The organism is Pseudomonas sp. KCJK9000 (assembly GCF_046230725.1).
Taxonomy (GTDB): domain Bacteria; phylum Pseudomonadota; class Gammaproteobacteria; order Pseudomonadales; family Pseudomonadaceae; genus Aquipseudomonas; species Aquipseudomonas promysalinigenes.
On sequence record NZ_JBJJLN010000005.1, the window covers coordinates 45,609 to 61,280 of the forward strand.

Sequence of the window (15,672 nt, forward strand, 5' to 3'; positions counted from 1 at the left end):
TCTCTGACTCCTGGGCACCGAACAAGCCAAGGAGTTGCCCTCGATGACCAGCCTCAACCTAAACCCTCGTACGTCCTCTTCAGCGCAGCATTTGCTGTCGGAGCAGGTACGCCGCATCCTGTCTGCGCCGGTATACGACCTGGCAGTCGAGACGCCTCTGCAAGCGGCGCCAGCGCTGTCCGAGCGCCTTGGCAATCACGTGCTGCTCAAGCGTGAAGACTTGCAGCCAACCTTCTCGTTCAAGATCCGCGGCGCCTACACCCGGCTGTCGCGCCTGACCCAGGCCCAGCGCGAACGTGGCGTCATCACGGCTTCTGCAGGTAACCATGCCCAGGGCGTTGCCCTGGCGGCGGCGCACCTTGGCATGAAAGCCACCATCGTCATGCCGACCACCACGCCCTCACTCAAAGTCGAAGGGGTACGCTCGCGCGGCGGCCATGTGGTGCTGCATGGCGAGAGCTTTCCCCATGCGCTGGCTCACGCTTTGAAACTGGCCGACAGTGAACAAGCGACCTTCGTACCACCGTTCGACGACCCAGATGTGATCGCCGGCCAAGGCACCGTGGGCATGGAGATCCTGCGCCAGCAGCCCGGCGCCCTGGACGCGATCTTCGTGCCGGTTGGCGGCGGCGGCCTGATTGCCGGCATCGCCGCCTACGTCAAATACCTGCGGCCTGAGGTCAAGGTCATTGGCGTCGAACCCGAAGACTCCAACTGCCTGCAGGCGGCCATGACGGCCGGCGAGCGAGTGATCCTGCCGCAGGTCGGTACCTTCGCCGACGGCGTGGCGGTGGCGCAGGTGGGCGCTCACTGCTTCGAACTGTGTCGGCATTTCGTCGATGAAGTGATCACGGTCAGCAGCGATGAGTTATGCGCGGCCATCAAGGACATCTACGACGATACTCGCTCGATCACCGAGCCTTCCGGCGCCCTGGCGGTAGCCGGGATCAAGCGCTACGTGGCCCGTGACGGTGTGCACGGCCAGACCCTGGTGGCCATCGATTCTGGTGCCAATGTCAACTTCGACCGCCTGCGGCACGTCGCTGAGCGGGCCGAGCTTGGCGAGCAGCGCGAAGCGATCATCGCCGTTACCATCCCTGAGCAGCCCGGCAGCTTCAGGGCCTTCTGCCAAGCGCTGGGCAAGCGGCAGATCACCGAGTTCAACTATCGCTTCTACCCCGGCAAGGAGGCTCGACTGTTCGTTGGCGTGCAGACCCACCCGCAACATGATCCGCGTGATCAACTGCTGGCCAGCCTGCAAGGGCAGGGGTACAGCGTGCTTGACCTGACCGATAACGAATTGGCCAAGTTACATGTGCGCCACACCGTGGGTGGGCATGCAGCACCCGGGGCAGATGAGCGGGTGCTGCGGTTCGAATTCCCCGAGCGACCGGGAGCGCTGCTGGGGTTCCTGGAGCGGCTGGGCAAGCGTTGGAACATCAGCTTGTTTCACTACCGTAACCACGGCGCAGCCGAGGCTCGGGTATTCGCGGCGCTTGAAATACCCGCCCAAGAGCAAGCAGGCTTGCCCCAGGCGCTGGATGAGATGGGCTACCGCTACTGGGACGAAACCGCCAATCCGGCCTATCGGCTGTTCCTTGGCTAACGTTGTCCTGGATCAACACCGTGTTTAGTGATCAGGCGGATCCTCCTGGGCAGACAGACCAGCCAGGAGGACCCGGTCATGAGCAGCACCTTTTTCATTCCGCCCGTCAACATCATGGGCATCGATTGCCTTGAAGAGGCCATGGTCGCGATCGCAGGCTACGGCCTGCGCAAGGCGCTGATCGTTACCGACCAGGGCTTGGCCAAGGCAGGCGTCGCCGCTCGCATCGGCCGTATGCTGGCCTTGCAGGACATCGATTCGGTGGTATTCGACGGCGCCAAGCCCAACCCCAGCATTGCCAATGTCGAGGCCGGCCTTGCCCTGTTGCAGCGCGAGCGCTGCGACTGCGTAGTATCGCTGGGCGGTGGCTCGCCCCACGACTGCGCCAAAGGGATTGCCCTGTGCGCCACCAACGGTGGGCATATCAGCGACTATGAGGGTGTCGACCGCTCCAGCAAGCCTCAGCTGCCGCTGATTGCCATCAACACCACGGCGGGCACGGCCAGCGAAATGACCCGCTTCTGCATCATCACCGACGAGCAGCGCCATGTGAAAATGGCTATCGTCGACCGAAATGTGACGCCCATTCTTTCGGTCAACGACCCCGCACTGATGGTGGCCATGCCAAAAGGGCTGACCGCTGCCACTGGCATGGATGCCTTGACCCATGCCATCGAGGCCTACGTTTCCACCGCTGCCACGCCAATCACCGATGCCTGCGCGCTCAAGGCAATCAGCCTGATCAGCCAGAATTTGCGCCAGGCCGTGCACGATGGCAGCGATCTGGTGGCGCGGGAGAATATGGCCTACGCGCAGTTTTTGGCCGGCATGGCGTTCAACAATGCATCGCTGGGCTACGTGCATGCCATGGCACACCAATTGGGTGGCTATTACGATCTACCGCACGGGGTGTGCAATGCCGTTCTGTTGCCGCATGTGCAGCGCTTCAACGCCACGGTCTGCGCCGCCCGCTTGCGCGATGTGGCCAAGGCCATGGACGTCAAAGTCTGTGCGCTGGATGAGGCGCAGGGCGCAGGCGCAGCGATTTCGGCCATCGAGCACTTGGCCGCCGCGGTAGGTATCCCGGCAGGCTTGGCTGAATTGGGCGCCAAGTTCGAAGATGTGGGCATTCTGGCGCACAACGCCCTGAAGGATGCCTGTGGGCTGACCAACCCGCGCCCAGCTAGCCAGGATGAGATCGAGGGAATCTTCCGAGCGGCGTTCTGACAGAGACACAGATGTGGCGGAGCCGGCCTCTTCGCGGCTGAAGCCGCGCCTACGCTAATTGCGCCAGCTTCAAGATCGGCGCGTCGCTGTTGGCGCGGCGGTCGTGACGAAGCTGGCGGCTTGGGCTCAGCGCTCGCGCATGAAGAACCCGGCCACGTACTTGCGAAATGTATCGAGGCTCTTGAAGTCGGCGTAGCGCTTGAAGTTTTCCGCATCGGGCTCTGGCCCGATCGGTTGCTCCAGCAACGACACCGACAACACCCGGTCCTGATCCGAGGTCAGCACCAGTTCATCCATCACCTGCCCGCCGATCACCGGCCGACGCATCTGGACTTTGACGCCTTTGCTGGCCATCCAGTCGATCAGCGACACCAGTGCCTTGAGCGGCTCTCGCTCCTCATCGCGGTAAACCGGAAACAGCTGGGCGCGCGAGAGCACGGGTACGCTGGCCACGTGAATCAGCTCGTAGAACTGGCTGCCCGCTGTGGCCGGCGAGTACAGTGCCAGGGCCAACAATGGGCCTGACGCCCGGCTGCCACCCCAGTACAGATGGTGCCCCTGAAAATCGAAGCCGTCCTCGCTACGGTTATTGAACAGCTTGCGCCCCCTGATCTGCTCCACACAGTCCAGCAACAGGCCATGGCGCCGGTGGCTGCCGAAGACCGTGGCTTCGCGCAGCCGCGCCTTGAGCATCATCATGTGCTTCATGTCCAGGCGGGTTTCCAGGTAGTTACTGGCCGGCACCCGCTCGAGCAGCGGGTACCGACTGGCGACACTGCGCAGTTCGGCAAATTGCCCGGTCAGGTCCTTTTTCAGGTGCGTAGCGTAAAGGTTAAGGCCGCTGGTCTCTATCCACGTCAGCAGCAACGACAAGAGGCGCTGCTGCTCTCGCCGCCCTGCGCCCTCAGCGGTGGATGCAGTAGGCTCGTTGTCCATGCGGTAATCACCGATCAGCCGTAGCGGTGTATCCGGTGCCAGCCAGGCGGCAGGGGCTAGGGGTTCATCCCCTCGGTCGTCGGCTTCGCGTTCGTCCTTGGTGAAGGGGCAGCCCGGCGCATGTTCGGCGGTGCCGGGGTTGTTCTTCAAGAACAGCGTGCCGGTGCTGCCGTTGAGGGTGACATTGAGCACCGGCAGGGCGTCCTTGCGGCAATCGCAGGCCAGCCACTGATTGGCGCTACGCACCTTCATCAGCAACTGATTGGCTTGCAACAGGCGTGGCCCGACGAGGTGGCCGGTGGCGAAAGCGACCAGCAGTTCCTCTTCAGCCGGGGTCAGGCTGCGCACCTGCGCGGCGGTTTTGTCGATGATTCGCATGAAGCAGCTCCAAGCTACGAGCCTCAAGCTTCAGGCAAACTCGCCGCGCTTTCAACTGATGGCTTAGTTATCGGCAAACATCTTTGCCGCGCGCGCACGGATCTCATCGGGGCTGAGGTCTTCCTTATGGGTGGCGACGAACCACTGGTGGCCGAACGGGTCTTTCAGTGAGCCGCTGCGATCCCCGTAGAACTGGTCCTGAACCGGATGCAGGGCAGTAGCACCAGCGGCAATGGCCTGGGCAAAGACACGGTCGCAGTCTTCGACATACAAGTGCAGGCCTACCCCAGCGCCGGCTAGTTTCTGGCTGGCAGTCAGGCCGCCTTCCATGTCGCAGGGGTCGGCCAGCATCAGCGAGGAGTCGCCGATGCGCAGTTCGGCGTGGCCGACACGGCCTTCAGGGCCTTCCAGGCGGAACATTTCGATGGCGCCAAAAGCTTGCTTGTAAAACTCGATAGCCTTGGCCGCGCCGTGGATGCAAAGGTAGGGGGTGAGGCTATGCTGGCCATCTGGGATGGGTTTGGCGGGCATGGTGGACGCTCCTTGACGAAGGGGCGCCGGGCGGCGCCCTGATGCTTAGAGTCGTCTGGAATGAGGGAAAATCGACCCTGACGCTAGATCGATTTTCCATAAGCGCAGCCGTTAGAAGATGTAATCGGTGGTCAGGAAGCTTGACTGGCGGTTGCGAATGATCTCGCTGATCAGTTCTTTATTGGCCGCTTGGAAGCGCGTTGCGACCAACGTCCGAATGGAGAAAACCCGCAAGGCATCGTCCACCGACAACGTACCTTCGGCGCTGTTTTTGCGACCGTTGAACGGGTAAGTGTCAGGGCCCCGCTGGCACTGCGCATTGAGATTGATACGGCCAACCTGGTTGGCGAATATATCGACCAGGTTGCCGATGGTGGCCGGGTCATTGCCGAACAGGCTGAGCTGTTGGCCGTAGTCGGAGTCCAGCACGTAGTCGATCACCGTCTGCAGGTCACGATACGGGACTACGGGTACCACCGGGCCGAACTGCTCTTCGTGGTACACGCGCATGTCGCTATTAACCGGGTAGAGCAGGGCGGGGTAGAAGAACGAACCGCGGCTCTGCCCGCCAGCTTCGTTGAGCACCTGGGCGCCTTTGGCCTTGGCATCGGCCACCAATTGATCGAGGTAATCGACTTTGCCTTGCTCCGGCAGCGGTGTCAGCGCCACGCCAGGCTCCCAGGGCATGCCGGGCTTTAGTGCGGCAAGCTTGCGCTTGAACTTGTCGAGGAACGGTTCGACCACATCTTCGTGCACGAACAGTATCTTCAGCGCCGTGCAACGTTGGCCATTGAATGAAAGCGCACCGGTCACGGCCTCTTCAACGGCATTGTCCAGGTCGACCTGGGGCAGGATGATGCCGGGGTTCTTCGCATCCAGGCCCAGGGCGGCCCGCAGACGGTGGGGCCGTGGGTGAAGTTTTTTCAGGTCGCTGGCAGCCTTGTGGGTGCCGATGAAGGCGAACACATCGACCTTGCCACTGGCCATCAGGGCACTGACCGTTTCCCGGCCACGGCCGTAAATCACATTGATCACCCCTGGCGGGAAACTGTCGCGGAACGCCTCCAGCAGAGGGCGGATCAGCAAAACGCCGAATTTCGCCGGTTTGAACACCACCGTGTTGCCCATTATCAGTGCAGGGATCAGCGTGGTGAAGGTTTCGTTGAGCGGGTAGTTGTAAGGGCCCATGCACAGCGCCACGCCCAGCGGTGCGCGACGGATCTGGCCCAACGTGCCTTGCTCAAGCTCGAAACGGCTGGAGCGCCGGTCGAGGTCCTTGAGCGCATTGATGGTATCGACGATGTAGTCACAGGTGCGGTCGAACTCCTTCTCGGAGTCCTTGAGGTTCTTGCCGATCTCCCACATCAACAATTTGACCACTGCAGTGCGTTGCTCGCGCATGCGCGCCAGAAAGGTCTCGACGTGTGCAATACGCTCGGCAACCCGCATGTTCGGCCAGGCACCACGGCCCTTGTCGTAGGCGTTCACGGCGGCGTCCAGGGCAGTGAGGGCGGTGTCGGCATCGAGCAATGGCGCACTGCCGAGCACCACTTGGCGCTCGCCGTCGGCATGCTTGAGCCACACTGGGCTGCGCACGGTGGCCAAAGGCCCGCTCCAATGGCGCAACTCGCCATTGACCAGATAGTCGCGTTGCTCCAACGGCCCTTCCAGGCGCCAGTTTTCAGGGATGTCGCCGGCGGCAGGAAATAGCGAATCGAGCAGATGATCCATGGTACTGCACCTCACATGTCCGGTTAGGTGAAACGCTTCAGCTTCGAGCATGCACCTTGCTCAAGAAAAACTCCAGTGTGGCTCAATAACGCGACAGTGGCGCCGATACAGGGGCAATCGCTTACACCAACAGGCCTATGACCTCGCACAATCGCTCAATCAAACACGAACGAACATCTGCCGCCGCCCGGTTGCGTCATGTGCTCAGTCCACTGACGCCAATCGGCCTATTGCTGACCGGTATCGGTGTGTCCATGGTACTTGGCCATGCAGATATCCAGCGCCAGAGCAGCCCCCAGGCTACTAGTCTGTTCCACTCACCGCTCTTCTGGTTCGCCATGATCTGCAGTGGCCTGCTCAGCCTGTTCGTTGCCCGGATCAACCGCAAGCAGCGCCAGCTCCACCGGCGTAATTGCCGACTGCAGCGCTCCCAGGCCCAGCTCGAACGCCTGGCGCACTACGACACCATCACCGGCTTGCCCAACCGGGTGCTGTTCCAGCGGCAATTGGCCCAGGCTACCGCTCAAGGCCATGGCCTGGCCGTGCTGCTGCTGGATATAGACGGTTTCAAACAGGTCAACGACAGCTTGGGGCATGCCATGGGCGATTTGCTCTTGCAGCAGGCCACCGCGCGTTTTGTGCAAGAGCTGGGCGGCGGCGACCGGGTTTGCCGTTTGGGTGGTGACGAATTCGTGTTCATGCTTCAAGGCACCCAGATACAGGTCAGCCAACAGCTACGCCAGCTGCTGCGGTGCCTGCAACGGCCATTTGACCTCAACGGCAATACCGCCCTGGTGACCGGCAGCATCGGCATAGCATGGTGCCCGCAGCATGGCGAAGATGTAGACAGCCTGCTGCGCCATGCCGACACCGCCATGTATGCCGCCAAGGAGGGCGGGCGCAACGCCTGGCGTGCTTACCACCCTGACATGACAGCGCGGCTGCACCAGCGCCTGGAACTGGAACGCAACTTGCGCCGGGCGTTGCAGGAGAATGAGTTCGAATTGTGGTACCAGCCCAAGATCGACCTTTTCAGTGGCCAGCTCGAAGGCGTCGAGGCCCTGCTGCGTTGGCGGGACCCAGAGCATGGGTTGATCCCGCCTGGGGAGTTCATTCCGCTGGCCGAGCGCAGTGGCCTGATCATCCCGCTGGGCGAGCGCGTCCTGGACCTGGCCTGTGCGCAGTTGGCCCAGTGGTGTGCCGCCGACTGCCTGCCCGGGCCCTTGGCGGTCAACGTGGCAGCGCTGCAGATCGAGCGAAGCGACTATGTTTCGAGCCTCGCCATGGCGCTTGAGCGTTATGGCCTGGCGCCACATCTGCTGGAAGTGGAGATCACCGAGAGCCTATTGATGGAAAGCCAACAGCAGGCCTGTGAGGCGTTGGCCCAGTTGCAAGCGATGGGCGTGGCCACGGCGGTGGACGACTTCGGTACAGGCTATTCGTCGTTGGCCTACCTGCGTGCCTTGCCTATCGATCACCTGAAGATAGACCGGGCATTCATCAAGGATTTGCCAGATGACGATGATGCAGTGGCCATAGCACGGGCTATCATCGATCTCGGCCATGCATTGGGGTACCGCATCACCGCCGAAGGTATCGAGACTCAGCAGCAGTATGACTTTCTGCGCAATGCCGGATGTGATCAAGGCCAGGGCTATTTGCTGGGTCGGCCGATGCCGGCCGCGCAGTTGCAGAGGTGGATGGCAGACAATCCTCGAACGGCGCGTGCGCCAAGTTGAGCGGGCCTGTGGGGGGTGGCCGCTCATATAGCAAAGTCGATGTCGGATAATCGAATGAGTGGGCTTTTTTGACGCCAAGAAATACCTTCAGATACTGTCAAAATGCCGCTTGCCAATACCTGATGGCGCACCTTAAATTGTTACTGGATGTAAGCTGACTAACCTTCATATAACACCTGTATATCAATGTTTTATATGAATATCAGCAAGTTTTCATGCTCTGTCCCGCTCAGTTTCATTGGCATCAGCGAAGGACGTTGAAAAAGACATGAATGCAAAACTCAAAGCTATGGCACGAAGCTTCATCTCGCCATCGATGCGTTATGAGCTGCGCACTGTCTCAGACAAATTACGCGAAACGCTGGCCCGCGCCTGTTTCTGGAAGTGGGAAATCGCACGGTTCAGCCTACGCCAGCAGAGCCCCTACGACATCCTCTATGTAGGCCGCAAACATCAACGGGAGATGGCTGCGCTGCTGATAGGAGGCAAGGACCCGTCGCCGGTAGAACGCATGGCCCGGGACGCAAAGCGCCCAGTGGTAGTGGTGAGTGAGTTGCCCACCGCAGGGGCATTGTCGGTTCCGCACTTTGTCAGTGCGGTGGTGCCCTTGGGGCGCCCGTTGGATGAGATCATCGCCCGCTACGACAGCGAACTGCGCCGCACTATCCGCAAGAACCGCCCGCTGTATCAGATGCGCCCGGTGGCGTCGGACGAGGAAATCGCCATGGCCGACCGCGATCTGTTGCGCCCGTACGCCACTGCACGCCAAGGCAGCAGGGCGGCGCAGTTTCCCACCGAGGAGGTGTTCCGCCTGGCCAAGGAGTACGGGCGTCTGGATCTGATTACCCTGAACGGCGAAGTGGTAGCCTGCCACCTTGGCTGTGAGGTCATCCGCGGTGGCAAACGCTATTGGAGCACGTTGCGCTTCGGCTACTGCGAAAGCGTCTTCAGCGATGCCAAAAAACTGCGAGAAGTCAATTCCATGACCACGTTCATGACGCTGGAATGGGCACTGGCCAACGGTTTCGATTACCACGATATCGGCTTATGCGTTGCGCGCCCGGACGACGGCTTGCTCAAGTGGAAGCGCAGGCGTGGCGGCGATGTGGACACGCTGAACAATCACGCCTGCCTTTTCGTGCGCTTGCCCGCTACCGGTAAGGCGGATTTTCTGTGGGAAACCCCGCTGTTTGCCATGGAAGGCAACAAAGTCACCTTACACTTGGGCCTGCCAGCTGAGGCCAGTGAGGAGGAAATTGCCAGCCGTTACCAGGAAATGGTGTTTGGCGGCTTGCATAAGATCTACCTCTACAGCGCCCCCCAGGCAGGGGAGGCTTTTCTGCAGACCCTGCGCAACCGTTATGCTGGCTTCCCCAGCCCTCCGATTCTTCAGCAGGTGGCCTGTCGCTGACCGGCGGCCTTACCTTCGCAAGTACTGACCTGGCCTTCAAAGGAGGGCGCGAATGGGTACTGATATTTCCAGGTTCGCTTCATCGAGCGCTCTGCGCCGGGATCGGTGGACGCTGGCGGCATACCGCGAGGTGCTGCGCAAGCGGCTGGGTCAGCAACCGGGCCTTGAACTCAAGAGCCTGGCCGAAAGAAGCTGGGATATCGCCCCTGGTGGCAGCACGGTTTCGCCTGCGGCCGTGTTCCTGCCCGGCCAGATGGAGCGTGTAACAGGCTGGCAGGAAAAAGAGTTCTTCCCCTATGTACACCCAGGGCCGACCATGCAAGGCGGGCTCACAGTCACCCATGGCCCTACACGCGGCTACTTGCTCAAGGATGTGTGGTTGATCGACGGGGCGCTTTACAAGGGCAAAGCCAGCCAGTGGTTGTCATTGCGCCAGGTCAGCGTCCCATCGGTCAGGGTCGAGCACGAGGTCGAGCGCGCGGCCATTTATTGCACCCACAACGGCAACAGTTGGTTCGGCACCTGGCTGATGGAGGACTGCCCGACCTATGCCTTGGCTTGCAATGAAGGTGTGCCGGTCACCATTGCACCGTCAGCGCGCTATCCGCTGTTCACCCAGGCCCCTGCCTATGAGGCTTGGCTAGGGATGCAACCGCTGCGGCTGCGTACGGCGTTTTTTCGTGAGCTGGTGGTGTTTGACGACATGAGCAACAACTTCAGCCGCTACCAGCGCTTTCGCGACATGGGCCACAAACTGCTGGCTCACGTGGCCCATGTGCCCCACCCAGGGGTCTTCATTCTGCGTGGGGGCGACGGCGAGCGACGCATGTTGCGCAACGAACTGGAAGTGGCTGAGCATCTGCGTAAGCTTCACGGTTTCAAGGTCGTGGACCCGCTTAAGATGCAGGTGCCGGACATCGTCGCAGCCTGTGCCGGCGCCCGCGTGGTGATGGGGGTAGAAGGTAGCCAGTTGGTGCATGGCGTCAATGTCCTGCAGCCAGGTGGCGTGGTGTTCACCTTGCAGCCGCCTAACCGTTTTGTCAGCTATTACAAATTCTTGACTGACCGTGATGGCCAACATTTCGCTTTCGTGGTCGGCAGCCCGGAAGGTGAGGGGTTCACCATCAGTATCGATGAAGTGGAGCGAACGCTCGACATGCTACCGGGTTGAACACAGGCCGAGCCCGACTTATGCAGCGGGTGATCTAACGCTTGCGTTATTCACGTTTGAACTCAATGTTATTGACGGATTAGTGGCGCTGTCGTTGTGACGGCGTCTCGCACATTTGTAGTGGGTCAGTCACTGCGCTGTAAATACATGAAATAGAGCCAACTTTTCGGATAATAAATAGCCAGAGAGGGCCTGCAATATCCGACGACGGCTTTCTGACGCAATGGCGGCATGGTGATTAATTTATATTATGGTGTCGGATCGTTGACGTAGTGTCACTCTGCCCATAAGCTCAAAACAGCTACCCACCACTGCCTCTGCCAACCTAAATAATAACTATCTTTCCTCTTCGCAGGAGGGGATTATGCGCTCGACTCTGTTCATCAAATCGATTTTTCTCTTGGTGTTAATGAGTGGTGCAGCGCGAGCCGCAGACTCATATATGAGCCAAACCAATATCGTACCGCTTGCCACAGCAGCCTGGCTATTCGGGGTCGCCATCGTCGGTTTCGTGGCTGTGGCAAACCGACGGAAAGTCTAGATTAGAGCCCATAATCTTAATGCCAATGTATTGACGCTTTAAATGTCGACATTTGAGTTTTCCAGCGTGCCGATGCTTGTGAATTTTACAGCCGTTGCTATATTCCACTAGTCAGTGCCGGTAACCTGGCAAAGCGGCAGAGTGAAATATCAAGATATTGGCGCCGGGCCTCCAGGAAGGCAGGCCAGCGCGGTGGCTCACGCCACCGCGAAGAGGAGCGAGAGGTTTGCTGTTGTTCTCATTCAGTGCTCTTAACCTGGGCCGTCAGGCCGGAGGGATCCCTCATGGTACGTTTGCTGATGTCTGTTCTCTGCGCCTTGGCGGTCTGTTCTGCAACCGCCGCCGATACTTCCTCTTCTGCCTACCTATTGAGCCCGGGCGATAAAGTCATGATCTCGGTCTGGCAGGAAGATACCCTGCGCCAGGAAACAGTTGTGCTGCCCGATGGCAGTATCACCTTCCCACTGGCCGGGCGCGTCGATGTCGCCGGCCTTGAAGCCACTGCAGTGGCAAGAAAGATCGAAACCGCATTGAAACCGTACCTGGCTCAGCCCAATGTCAGCGTGGTTGTCACAAGCACTGCTGGCAACCTTGTCTACGTTCAAGGCAAAGTAATCAAACCTGGCCCAGTGCCCATGGCAGGCCCTACGGCGGTGCTTCAGGCATTGAGCATGTCCGGTGGTATGGACAAATTCGCTGACGAAAGTGCCATTAAGGTCATCCGTGGCCAAAAGGTCATGCCGGTACGCTACAAGGACCTGGTTTCTGGGCGTGACATGTCCACCAACTTCCAACTTCAGGCTGGCGATACGCTGGTCGTACCCTGACTTTTCACATTATTAAGAACGTCTTGTGCCTATCAATAAAACGACGAGTGTTGTAACGGCAATCATGATGATGCCGTTTTCTGGAATGGTTGATGCCGCCAGCTGGCAATCTGCAGTCGAGCTTCCAACGACTGTGGAACATGACAGCAACCCATTGCTCCTGACGTCCAAGGAGAAAGGTGTGACGCGTACCATCATTGCGCCTGATTACACGTTGGTGGGTCAGTTCGATCGGGATCAGTTGCGTATGGGCCTAGGCATGCACGTGCTGCGCTCTTCCGACCGCTCGGTCATCAAGGACCGCGAAGACCCTAAGCTGAGCCTGGGCTGGCAGCGCGAGACCGAAAGCGGCGGGTTCGGCCTGCTGGCAAGTTACGAAGAAAGCTCGACGCTTTCTGGCGCGGTGCAGGATACCGGGGTCGTCACCACCATCGACGGTACCCAGAAGATGTCCATCGTCTCGGGCAACTGGAGCAGTGCGGTCACCGAGCGCAGCACCCTGGCTAACGAGCTTCGCTACGCACACGCCACCTATGACGTCAATTCACTGACCGGTTACGACGAGTACACCAACGATTTCACCTGGACCTACGCCTGGAGCGAGCGCACCGATATCATTACCGGCTTCCAAGCGCGGCGCTATGAGCCAGACAGCACCAGCATAGCGGTCGCCACCAACAGCTATGTGCCCAGCATCGGCATCAAGTATCAGATTTCCGACAGCCTGGTCGGCGCCATGCACGTCGGCGTCAACCAGACCAACGGCGACGGCACGCAGCGCCGGGGCGAAGGCGGTGCGTCGTTGACCTATCGTGGTTTACGCACCGAAGCGAGCATCAGTGCCGAGCGCAGCACGATGGCCAACGCCCAGGGCGGCGCGGCCGAGATGGACATGGTTCGTGCCAGCTGGAGCTATTTGCTCACCGAAACTACCCGGGTCGGCGCCGATGCCTGGTGGCAGGACAGCAAGGGGCTGAACCCCAACACCCTACAAACCTACAGCATCTGGGCCAGCCGGGCATTTTCGCCGGCCTGGGATTTGCGTGTTTCGTTGTTGTACAAGGAACGTCAACAGAATGGCCTGCCTGATGCCGACGCTACCATCGCTGGTTTGACGCTGACCTACAGATACCCCGACATCTGAATTTCGGATTGGTGGCCACTATGAAATCTGAGTACGAGCTTTCCATCAAAGATTACATTGCCATCATCAAGGATCGCGCCTTGCTGTTGGGGATCGTCATAGTGGTCGTGTTGGCGGCAACCGTGGGGGTTGCTATCAGCGTGCCGCCAATCTATCAGTCGACCGGGACCATTCTGGTGGAGTCGCAGCAGATTTCCCCAGACTTGGTCTCCGGTGGCAACAACACGTTCGCCGATGAGCGCATCGAGGTGATTCGCCAGCGGGTGATGACCCGCGAAAACCTTCTGAAGATCATCGACAAGTACAACCTGTTCGCCGACCGCGGCAGCCGTTTCAGCGAGACCGACAAGATCGAGCAGATGCGCAGCGCGATCGCGGTGGCGACGTTGAGCACCTTCGTCAAAGGGCGCGGTGAGGCCACCGTGGCCTTTACCGTGTCTTATGAAGACAAACGGGCGGATGTGGCCAAAGAAGTTGCCGATGAGCTGGTGTCGCTGTTTCTCAACGAAAACGTCAAGCAGCGCACCGAGCGCGCCACCGAAACTACCGAATTCCTGACCCAGGAAGCCAACAAGCTTGGCGCCGAGCTGGCCGATTTGGAAAACCAGCTGGCAGACTTCAAGCAGGCCCATTCCAATGCCTTGCCCGAGAACCAGCAGCTGCGAATGAGTATGTTGTCCCGCGCTGAGCTGGAATACCGGGAAGTCGACCGCGACTACAAGGCTGCCCAGGAAGAAGTGCGCTATCTGGAGCTTGAATTGGCTGCTGCCAACTCAGGCGTCTCTACCCAAACCGCCAACGGCAGGGCGGTTGCACCTGACCCGCAAGATCTGCCGAGCCTCAAGGCCGAATACGCAAGGCTGTTGAGCAAGTACACCGAGGCGCACCCGGATGTGGTCGCCATCAAGCACAAGATCGACCTGCTCAAGGCCTCGGGCGATAAAGGCATCGCAGCCGCCGGCGCGATGAACCTGGATGCCGCCAGAGTACGCACCAAAATGGCTGCTGCGCAGTCGCGCATCGCCTCGCTGGCCGAACAGAAGCGCCAGCTGACCAGCAAGATGGAGGCCTACGAGGCCGATATCCTGGAAGCGCCGCAAGTGGAGCGTGGCTTGGTGACGCTGATGCGCGATCACGATAACGCTCGCAAGAAGTACGAAGAAATCCGCAACAAGGAAATGGGTGCCAAGATCACCGAAAGCCTGGAGCAGGAAAACAAGGCAGAGCGTTTCGTGCTGCTTGAGCCGCCCTTGATGCCGGAAAAACCGATCAAGCCCAACCGCAAGAAAATTGTCGCCCTTGGCTTGGTGCTGGCGCCGGCCGCAGGGGGTGGGCTGGTGATGTTGCTGGAGATGCTCAACCAGCGCGTGCGCGGTGTCGGCGCCCTTGAAAGCGTGCTGGGCCGGCGCGTGCTGGTAGCGGTACCTTACATCTCCACCAAGGCAGACAAGGCCAGGCGCAAGAAACTGATCACGATGATGGTCGTTGCCGGGGTGCTGCTGGTGGCTATCCTGTTGGTGGTCGTGCACATGTTCTACATGCCGTTGGACCTCCTGCTTTTCAAAGCTATGGGTCGGTTTGAATAGGGAGCGCAGCGATGGACAGAAGTACGCCGGCTGTTGGCAAGAACATTCATCAGGTCTCGCCTGGCACCTGCGACACGGCACAAGTGCCCTCGGTCAGGGAAAGGCCGGGTGAACTTGGCCAGTTCGACTATGTGCAAACCAAGGTGGTGCCGCTGGATGCGCAGCATCTGGAGCGCAATCGCATCGTCTCGTTCAACAAGAATTCGAACATGAGCGGTGCCATCGACCTGCTGCGCACCCAAGTGCTGCAGGCCATGGAAGACAATGGTTGGAGGACGCTGGCCATCACTTCGCCCACTCCTGAGGCGGGCAAGACTGTGCTGGCGGTCAACCTGGCCATGAGTATCGCCCATCACACCAACAAGACCGCGTTGCTGGCCGACTTCGACCTGCGCCGCCCGCGGGTAGGCAGCAGCTTGGGGTTGCCGATGGAAAAAGCACTCAACGACGTGCTCGAAGGCAAGGCCTGGCTTGAAGAGGCATTGGTCAATCCGACATTGCCACGCTTTGTAGTTCTGCCTACACGCGAGCCGGTACCGATGTCGACCGAGGTGCTGTCATCGGCGAAGGTCGATACGCTGATCAGTGAGCTGCGCGATCGCTACGACTCTCGCATTTGCATTTTCGACTTGCCGCCTTTACTGAGTTCGGATGACGCAATCACCGTGCTGCCGAAATTTGACTGCGTGCTGCTGGTCGTGGCCAACGGCATGAACAGCAAGAAGGATATCGAGGATTGCCTGTACCACCTGGCTGGGTCGAACCTGGTGGGGGCAGTACTGAACAAGGCAGATGAGCAGTTACGAACTTACTATTGAGCGGTGGATGGGCATCTGGAGCTGAA

Annotated in this window: 13 protein-coding genes; 10 read left to right on the forward strand and 3 right to left on the reverse strand. The window is 59.8% G+C overall.

Annotation, left to right across the window (positions count from 1 at the left end; translation table 11 throughout):
- Positions 1–43: 43 nt before the first annotated feature.
- Positions 44–1,606: a threonine ammonia-lyase, biosynthetic gene (gene ilvA, locus ACK59H_RS03810; protein WP_081016571.1), complete on the forward strand. Its 1,563-nt coding sequence runs from the start codon at positions 44–46 to the stop codon at positions 1,604–1,606.
- 78 nt (positions 1,607–1,684) lie between these two features.
- Positions 1,685–2,833, forward strand: a complete 1,149-nt coding sequence (yiaY, locus tag ACK59H_RS03815; RefSeq protein ID WP_060476507.1) for an L-threonine dehydrogenase — start codon at positions 1,685–1,687, stop codon at positions 2,831–2,833.
- Positions 2,834–2,959: 126 nt separating this feature from the next.
- Here yiaY and ACK59H_RS03820 read toward each other — a convergent pair whose 3' ends face one another.
- The 3 genes from ACK59H_RS03820 to ACK59H_RS03830 all read right to left on the reverse strand — a co-directional run bounded on the left by ACK59H_RS03820 (position 2,960) and on the right by ACK59H_RS03830 (position 6,409).
- On the reverse strand, positions 2,960–4,147 hold the full coding sequence (locus ACK59H_RS03820; protein ID WP_060476506.1) for a hypothetical protein: 1,188 nt from the start codon (positions 4,145–4,147) through the stop codon (positions 2,960–2,962).
- Between the two features lie 63 nt (positions 4,148–4,210).
- Entirely contained in the window at positions 4,211–4,678 is a 468-nt protein-coding gene (locus ACK59H_RS03825; protein ID WP_060476505.1) for a VOC family protein, read from the reverse strand.
- Between the two features lie 111 nt (positions 4,679–4,789).
- Positions 4,790–6,409: an NADP-dependent glyceraldehyde-3-phosphate dehydrogenase gene (locus ACK59H_RS03830; protein WP_060476504.1), complete on the reverse strand. Its 1,620-nt coding sequence runs from the start codon at positions 6,407–6,409 to the stop codon at positions 4,790–4,792.
- A gap of 200 nt (positions 6,410–6,609) precedes the next feature.
- Here ACK59H_RS03830 and ACK59H_RS03835 point away from each other — a divergent pair, with 200 nt between their 5' ends.
- The 8 genes from ACK59H_RS03835 to ACK59H_RS03870 all read left to right on the forward strand — a co-directional run bounded on the left by ACK59H_RS03835 (position 6,610) and on the right by ACK59H_RS03870 (position 15,646).
- Positions 6,610–8,148, forward strand: a complete 1,539-nt coding sequence (locus ACK59H_RS03835) for an EAL domain-containing protein (RefSeq protein WP_230849720.1) — start codon at positions 6,610–6,612, stop codon at positions 8,146–8,148.
- 268 nt (positions 8,149–8,416) lie between these two features.
- Positions 8,417–9,559, forward strand: a complete 1,143-nt coding sequence (locus ACK59H_RS03840; protein ID WP_409264259.1) for a hypothetical protein — start codon at positions 8,417–8,419, stop codon at positions 9,557–9,559.
- A gap of 52 nt (positions 9,560–9,611) precedes the next feature.
- Complete coding sequence (locus ACK59H_RS03845; protein ID WP_060476502.1) at positions 9,612–10,730, forward strand: glycosyltransferase family 61 protein; 1,119 nt, start codon at positions 9,612–9,614, stop codon at positions 10,728–10,730.
- 364 nt (positions 10,731–11,094) lie between these two features.
- The gene (eppA, locus tag ACK59H_RS03850) at positions 11,095–11,271 is read left to right on the forward strand and encodes an EPS-associated small membrane protein EppA (protein ID WP_353844294.1); all 177 of its coding nucleotides are present in this window, start codon (positions 11,095–11,097) and stop codon (positions 11,269–11,271) included.
- A gap of 284 nt (positions 11,272–11,555) precedes the next feature.
- Positions 11,556–12,098, forward strand: a complete 543-nt coding sequence (locus tag ACK59H_RS03855) for a polysaccharide biosynthesis/export family protein (RefSeq protein WP_060476501.1) — start codon at positions 11,556–11,558, stop codon at positions 12,096–12,098.
- A gap of 70 nt (positions 12,099–12,168) precedes the next feature.
- Positions 12,169–13,242: a hypothetical protein gene (locus tag ACK59H_RS03860; protein ID WP_081016577.1), complete on the forward strand. Its 1,074-nt coding sequence runs from the start codon at positions 12,169–12,171 to the stop codon at positions 13,240–13,242.
- Between the two features lie 20 nt (positions 13,243–13,262).
- A complete protein-coding gene (locus tag ACK59H_RS03865; RefSeq protein ID WP_060476499.1) occupies positions 13,263–14,828 on the forward strand; it encodes a Wzz/FepE/Etk N-terminal domain-containing protein in 1,566 nt (521 codons plus the stop codon).
- 11 nt (positions 14,829–14,839) lie between these two features.
- A complete protein-coding gene (locus ACK59H_RS03870) occupies positions 14,840–15,646 on the forward strand; it encodes a CpsD/CapB family tyrosine-protein kinase (RefSeq protein ID WP_060476498.1) in 807 nt (268 codons plus the stop codon).
- Positions 15,647–15,672 lie beyond the last annotated feature (26 nt).